Source organism: Kitasatospora putterlickiae (assembly GCF_039527695.1).
Classification (GTDB): domain Bacteria; phylum Actinomycetota; class Actinomycetes; order Streptomycetales; family Streptomycetaceae; genus Kitasatospora; species Kitasatospora putterlickiae.
On sequence record NZ_BAAAKJ010000145.1, the window covers coordinates 7118 to 12273 of the forward strand.

Annotated in this window: 6 protein-coding genes; 4 read left to right on the forward strand and 2 right to left on the reverse strand. The window is 74.5% G+C overall.

Going from position 1 to position 5156, the window contains the following annotated elements; all coding sequences use genetic code 11:
- Positions 1 to 268 precede the first annotated feature (268 nt).
- Positions 269 to 880: a YceI family protein gene (locus tag ABD308_RS15240; protein ID WP_344333837.1), complete on the reverse strand. Its 612-nt coding sequence runs from the start codon at positions 878 to 880 to the stop codon at positions 269 to 271.
- Between the two features lie 172 nt (positions 881 to 1052).
- Between ABD308_RS15240 and ABD308_RS15245 the strand changes: the two genes are divergently transcribed.
- From ABD308_RS15245 to ABD308_RS15260, 4 genes are all read left to right on the forward strand, one after another.
- A complete protein-coding gene (locus ABD308_RS15245) occupies positions 1053 to 2162 on the forward strand; it encodes a DNA polymerase III subunit beta family protein (protein WP_344333838.1) in 1110 nt (369 codons plus the stop codon).
- Positions 2163 to 2303: 141 nt separating this feature from the next.
- Complete coding sequence (locus tag ABD308_RS15250) at positions 2304 to 2717, forward strand: helix-turn-helix domain-containing protein (protein ID WP_344333840.1); 414 nt, start codon at positions 2304 to 2306, stop codon at positions 2715 to 2717.
- A gap of 20 nt (positions 2718 to 2737) precedes the next feature.
- Positions 2738 to 3256 (forward strand): hypothetical protein, encoded by a 519-nt coding sequence (locus ABD308_RS15255; protein ID WP_344333841.1) that lies wholly within the window; start codon positions 2738 to 2740, stop codon positions 3254 to 3256.
- Between the two features lie 121 nt (positions 3257 to 3377).
- The gene (locus ABD308_RS15260) at positions 3378 to 3731 is read left to right on the forward strand and encodes a DUF2516 family protein (RefSeq protein ID WP_344333843.1); all 354 of its coding nucleotides are present in this window, start codon (positions 3378 to 3380) and stop codon (positions 3729 to 3731) included.
- A 78-nt stretch (positions 3732 to 3809) separates the two neighbouring features.
- Here the strand turns inward: ABD308_RS15260 and ABD308_RS15265 are convergent.
- The coding region (locus tag ABD308_RS15265; RefSeq protein WP_425554772.1) for a PP2C family protein-serine/threonine phosphatase at positions 3810 to 5156 on the reverse strand (1347 nt) is incomplete at its 5' end.

The window sequence follows — 5156 nt, forward strand, 5'->3', positions numbered from 1 at the left end:
GCGGCTGGCTCCCGGAGCCGGATGCCGCGCTGCTGGCACCCTGAGCGGGTCGCCGCGGCGCCCGGGCGAAGATTGTGCACGAACCTGTCCCGGATCAGGAATCACCGGGCGCCGGACGGTTGTTCGGGTCGAATGCGACCCACCCCTGCCGCTCGGGGGTCGGCAGGGGTGGGGTGGGTGCGGGCGCGCGCGGCCGACGGGGGAGGCCGGCGGGTGCGCGCCCGCGGTCGGGGAGGGCCCGCAGGGCCCGGTGTCGCGGTCGGCCGGGTCAGGCCGCCTTCACGGCGGAGATCTCGAAGGTGAGCTTGACCTTCTCGCCGATCAGCACGCCGCCGGTCTCCAGCGCCGCGTTGTAGGTCAGGCCCCAGTCGGTGCGGTCCAGGACGGCCTTGCCCTCGAAGCCGACCCGGTCCACGCCGTACGCGTCGACGGCGGCGCCGGTGTAGTCGAGGTCCAGGACGATCGGGCGGGTGACGTCCTTGATGGTCAGGTTGCCGGTCATCCGGTAGGAGTCGTCGCGCACGCGCTCGGCGGAGGTGCTGCGGAAGCTCATCTCGGGGAAGGTCTCGGCGGCGAAGAAGTCGCTGGTGCGCAGGTGCTCGTCGCGCTGGGCCTGGTTGGTGTCGATGCTGCCGATCTTGATCACCAGCTCGGCGCTGGAGTTGGTCGGCGTGGCGCCGTCCAGGTGCAGCCGGCCGTCGTACTCGGTGAAGCGGCCCTTGACGTTGGTGACCATCGCGTGGCGGACGGAGAACCCGATCTCGCTGTGGGTGGCGTCGATGGTCCAGTCACCGGAGAGGTGGCCGAGGTCCGGGCCCTCGGCGACGGCGACGGTGGTGGTCGCGGCGGCGGTGTTCTTGGTGCGGTTGAAAAGGCCCATGGCTCCTCCTCGGGTTCGAAGCCACTTGTTTAGGCTTCAACTTGTTGGCTCCACTGTAGCCCGGGTTCGTTCAAAGTTCAACCACCCATCTGAAGGGCCCGTCGGTATCGTCGGATCCGGTCCGGCCGCCCGGCTTGACCCTCGACCTGGTCGAGGCCCGAGAGTCCCCGGCATGGAGAGCGACCTGCGCAGCATCGGAGAGCTGGCCCGCGACAGCGGTCTGAGCGTGAGCGCCCTGCGCTTCTACGACGGCGCCGACGTGCTCGCCCCCGCCCGGGTGGACCCGCGCACCGGCTACCGCTGGTACGCGCCCGAGCAACTGGCCGACGCCCGGCTGCTCGCCAGGCTGCGCCGGGTCGGCCTGCCGCTGGCCGACATCCGGGCCGTGCTGGGCGCGGCCCCCGGCGGCGGCGCCCACCGGGTGCTGGACGCGCACCTGCGCCGCCTGGAGGACGGCCTCGCCGACGCACGCCGGGAGCTCTCCCTGATCCGCCGACTGATCGACCAGAGGGAGAATCCGATGACCACCGCCCCCGCCGAGCACCGCTTCACCGTCCCCGCCCGCGCGCTGGCCGAGGCCCTGGACGCGGTCCGCTTCGCCGTCGGCGGCGACCCGGAACTGCCGGTCCTGTCCGGTGTGCTGTTCGACCTGGACGGCGGCCGGCTGCGGCTGGTCGCCACCGACCGCTACCGGATGGCCCTCGCCGAGGTCCCCGTCGACGCCCCGGACGGCGCTGACGCCTCCGGAGCCTCCGCCGCTTCGATCGTGCCGGCGGCGCTGGCCGACGCCGTCCGCGCGCTGCTCGGCCCGGGCGCGGGGGAGGTGGAGCTGGCGCTCGGCGGCGCGACGGTGCGCGTCGCGGTGGACGGCCACCGGATCGAGGGCGCCGCGCTCGACCACGACTACCCCGACTACCGCGCGCTGGTCCGGCTGGAGCCCGTCCACCGGATCGGCCTGCCCGCCGCCGACCTGCGCGCGGCGATCGCGTCCGCCCCGACCCGCAGCCTCCCGTCCGGCCCGGACGGCGCCGCCTGCGAGGTCGCCGTGCTGGCCGTCGACGAGTCCGGCCGCCTCACCCTCACCGCTCCGGACGCCGACGCCGACACGCCGGGCGCCCTCCGGGTGGCGGTCAACCGCGACTTTCTCCTGGAGGCCCTCCCGGCCGGCGCCCCGGGCCAGCTCGTCCTCGAACTCGGCGGCCCGATCGCCCCCCTCGCCATCCGCACCCCCGACCACCCCGGCACCTTCTCCGTGCTGATGCCGGTCCGCCTCCCGGCGTAAAACGGCCTGAAACGGCGTGAAACGGCCTGAGCCGGCCTGATTTGCCCTGGCCCGGCCTGGCCCGGCGCGCCCCGGGTCCGGGTGTTTGCTGGTGTTAGCGGTGCGCTTGCATATGCAAGCAGGGTGGGGCAGGGTGGTCCCATGGCCTCCCTGAACGTCGGCTCGCTGGGCGAGTACATCCGCGAGCAGCGCCGCAGCGCGCAGTACTCGCTGCGGCAGCTGGCGGAGGCCGCCGGCGTGTCCAACCCCTACCTCAGCCAGATCGAGCGGGGCTTGCGCAAGCCGAGCGCGGAGATCCTGCAGCAGATCGCCAAGGCGCTGCGGATCTCGGCGGAGACGCTCTACGTCCAGGCCGGGATCCTGGAGGAACGGCGCGGTGAGGGCCTGGAACTGCGGGCCTCGATCCTGGCCGATCCACTGATCAACGAGCAGCAGAAGCAGGCGCTGCTCGCGGTCTACGACGCCTTCCTCAAGGAGAACGCCGCCGGGCGACCGTCCGGCGCGGACGAGGGTGCGGGCGGGAGCGCGGACGAGCACGAGGGCAAGGCACCCTAGACACCACGGGAGGACCGGCCGTGCCGATCACGGACGAGATCAAGAAGACCCTGACCGACCCGACCCCGCTGTACGCCCTCGCCGGCGCCGGGGACCTCGCCTACGAGAAGCTGCGGGAGGTGCCGGGCAAGGTCGAGGCGCTCGCGGCGGACCGCAGGGGCACCCAGGAGAAGGCCACCGCCCGGCTGGCCGAGGCCCAGGCCAAGCTGGTCGAGGCGCAGTCCAAGGTGACCGGCACGGTCGGCGCGCTGCCGGCCGACCTCAAGGTCCTGCAGGAGAAGGCGCAGACCTTCGCGCTCCAGCAGGTCGGCCGCGCCGTCGAGCTGGCGGTGAAGGCCAAGGAGACCTACGACGGACTGGCCGAGCGCGGCAAGGTCGCGGTGGACCGCGGACGCGCCCCCGAGGCCGGTGCGGGCGAGGCGGTCGCCGAGCGCGTCGACGCGGAGGCGGTCGAGGGCGAGTTCGTCGAGGGCGAACTGGTCGAGGACGAGGCGCCCGCCGCTGCCAAGCGCGCCCGGTCCCGCAGGAGCGCGGAGTAGCCGGACAGGCACCGCACAGCCGGGGGCGCGCGGGGCGCCGCCGGGTCGTTGACGCCGTGGCGGTCGTCCCGCCGTGCCAGGATGGACGGACGGGGTGCCGCAGCGAGACGAGGAGGCCGTGATGGGCGGAGTGGCCCAGATCCTGTTCCTGGACTACTTGAATCCGTTCTGGTGGCTGGCCGTCGCCATCCTGGGCTACAAACTGTTCGCGCTGATCGACGCCGCCACGCGCCCGGAGGACGGCTACCGGGCGGCCGACAAGAAGACCAAGGGCTTCTGGCTCGCGGTCCTCGGCATCGCGTTCGGGCTGGACCTGCTGTTCGGCGCGAACTTCATGACCAGTTTCCTCACCCTGGCGGGACTGGTCGCCGCGATCGTTTACGTGGTCGACGTCCGCCCGGCGATCCGGGCGCTGACCAATCGCGGCGGCGGCCGGGGCGACCAGCGCAACATGGGGCCGTACGGGCCCTGGTGACGGCGGGACCGGTGGCCCCGGCCGTCCGGCGGGACCACCCGCGCGGACGGCCGGGGCCCGTTCGTCTCCGGCGCCCGGTCAGCCCAGAAGGGGCTGCGCCGGGTTGCGCTCCAGCAGCAGCACCGCGACGTCGTCCGTCAGCGCGCCGCCGTTCAGCTCCTCCACCTCGGCGATCGCGCTGTCGACCAGCCGGCCGCGGGTGAGCCCGGCGGACTGGTGGTCGCCGATGAGGTCGGCCAGGCCGTCCTGGCCGAGACGGCGGGAACCGGCGCCGATCCGGCCCTCGATCAGCCCGTCGGTGTACAGCAGCAGCCGCCAGCCGGGGCGCAGCTCGAACCGGTGGGCCGGCCAGACGGCCTGGCCGTCGTCGCAGGGGAGCAGTCCGAGCGCCGGGCCGGCGTGCTCGGCGGGCAGGCCGACCGGGGCGTGGTCCTCGCCGAGCAGCAGTGGCGGCGGGTGGCCGGCCAGGTGGAGCCGGGCCCGTTCGGAGGTCTCCGGGGCGGCGGTGTCGCCGGGCTCGATGCTCAGCATGCAGAGCGTCGCGAAGATCTCGTCACTGCGCCGTTCGTGCTCCAGCACGTGCTGCAGGGTGGTCAGCAGGGTCTCGCCGGTGAGGCCGGCGAAGACCAGGGTCCGCCACGCTATCCGCAGCGCCACTCCGAGCGCGGCCTCGTCGGGGCCGTGGCCGCAGACGTCGCCGATCACCACGTGGACGGTGCCGTCCTCGGTGCGGACCGCGTCGTAGAAGTCGCCGCCGAGCAGGGCGCGGCGGCGGCCGGGGCGGTAGCGGCGGGTGAAGGAGAGGTTCGCGCCGTCGAGCAGCGGGGTGGGCAGCAGGTGGCGCTGCAGGCGGGCGTTCTCCTGGCCGCGCAGTTCGGCCTCGACGAGCCGGCGCTGGGACTCGTCGGCGCGTTTGCGCTCGACGGCGTAGCGCAGGGCGCGGGCCAGCAGCGGGCCGTCCGTCTCGTTCTTGACCAGGAAGTCCTGGGCGCCGGCGGCGACGGCGGCCGCGCCGAGTTCGGCACCGGCGGCGTCGGTGAGGACCACCACGGCGGTGTGCGGGGCCCGGCGGAGCAGTTCGTGCAGGCCCTCCAGGCCGTCCGAGGGGTCGGAGGGGTGCGGCAGGTCGGCGGGGGCGGCGAGGTCGAGCAGGACGCAGCTGAAGTCGCCGCGGGCGAGGTCGGGGGCGCGGCGGCCGCGCCGGGCGCCGGACTGGGCGGGGGCGAGCAGGGCGAAGGCCTGGTCGAGGCCGCGGGTCCAGTGGATCTCGATCGGGGCGCCGCTGTCGGCCACGGCGGCCTTGAGCAGCTGGGCGTCGGTGGCGTCGTCCTCGATCACCAGCAGCCTGAGCGGCGCGGTGGCGGCGGGCGCGGGGGCGGCCGGGCCGGTGGGCGCGGGGGCGGCCGGGCCGGTGGGCGCGGCGTC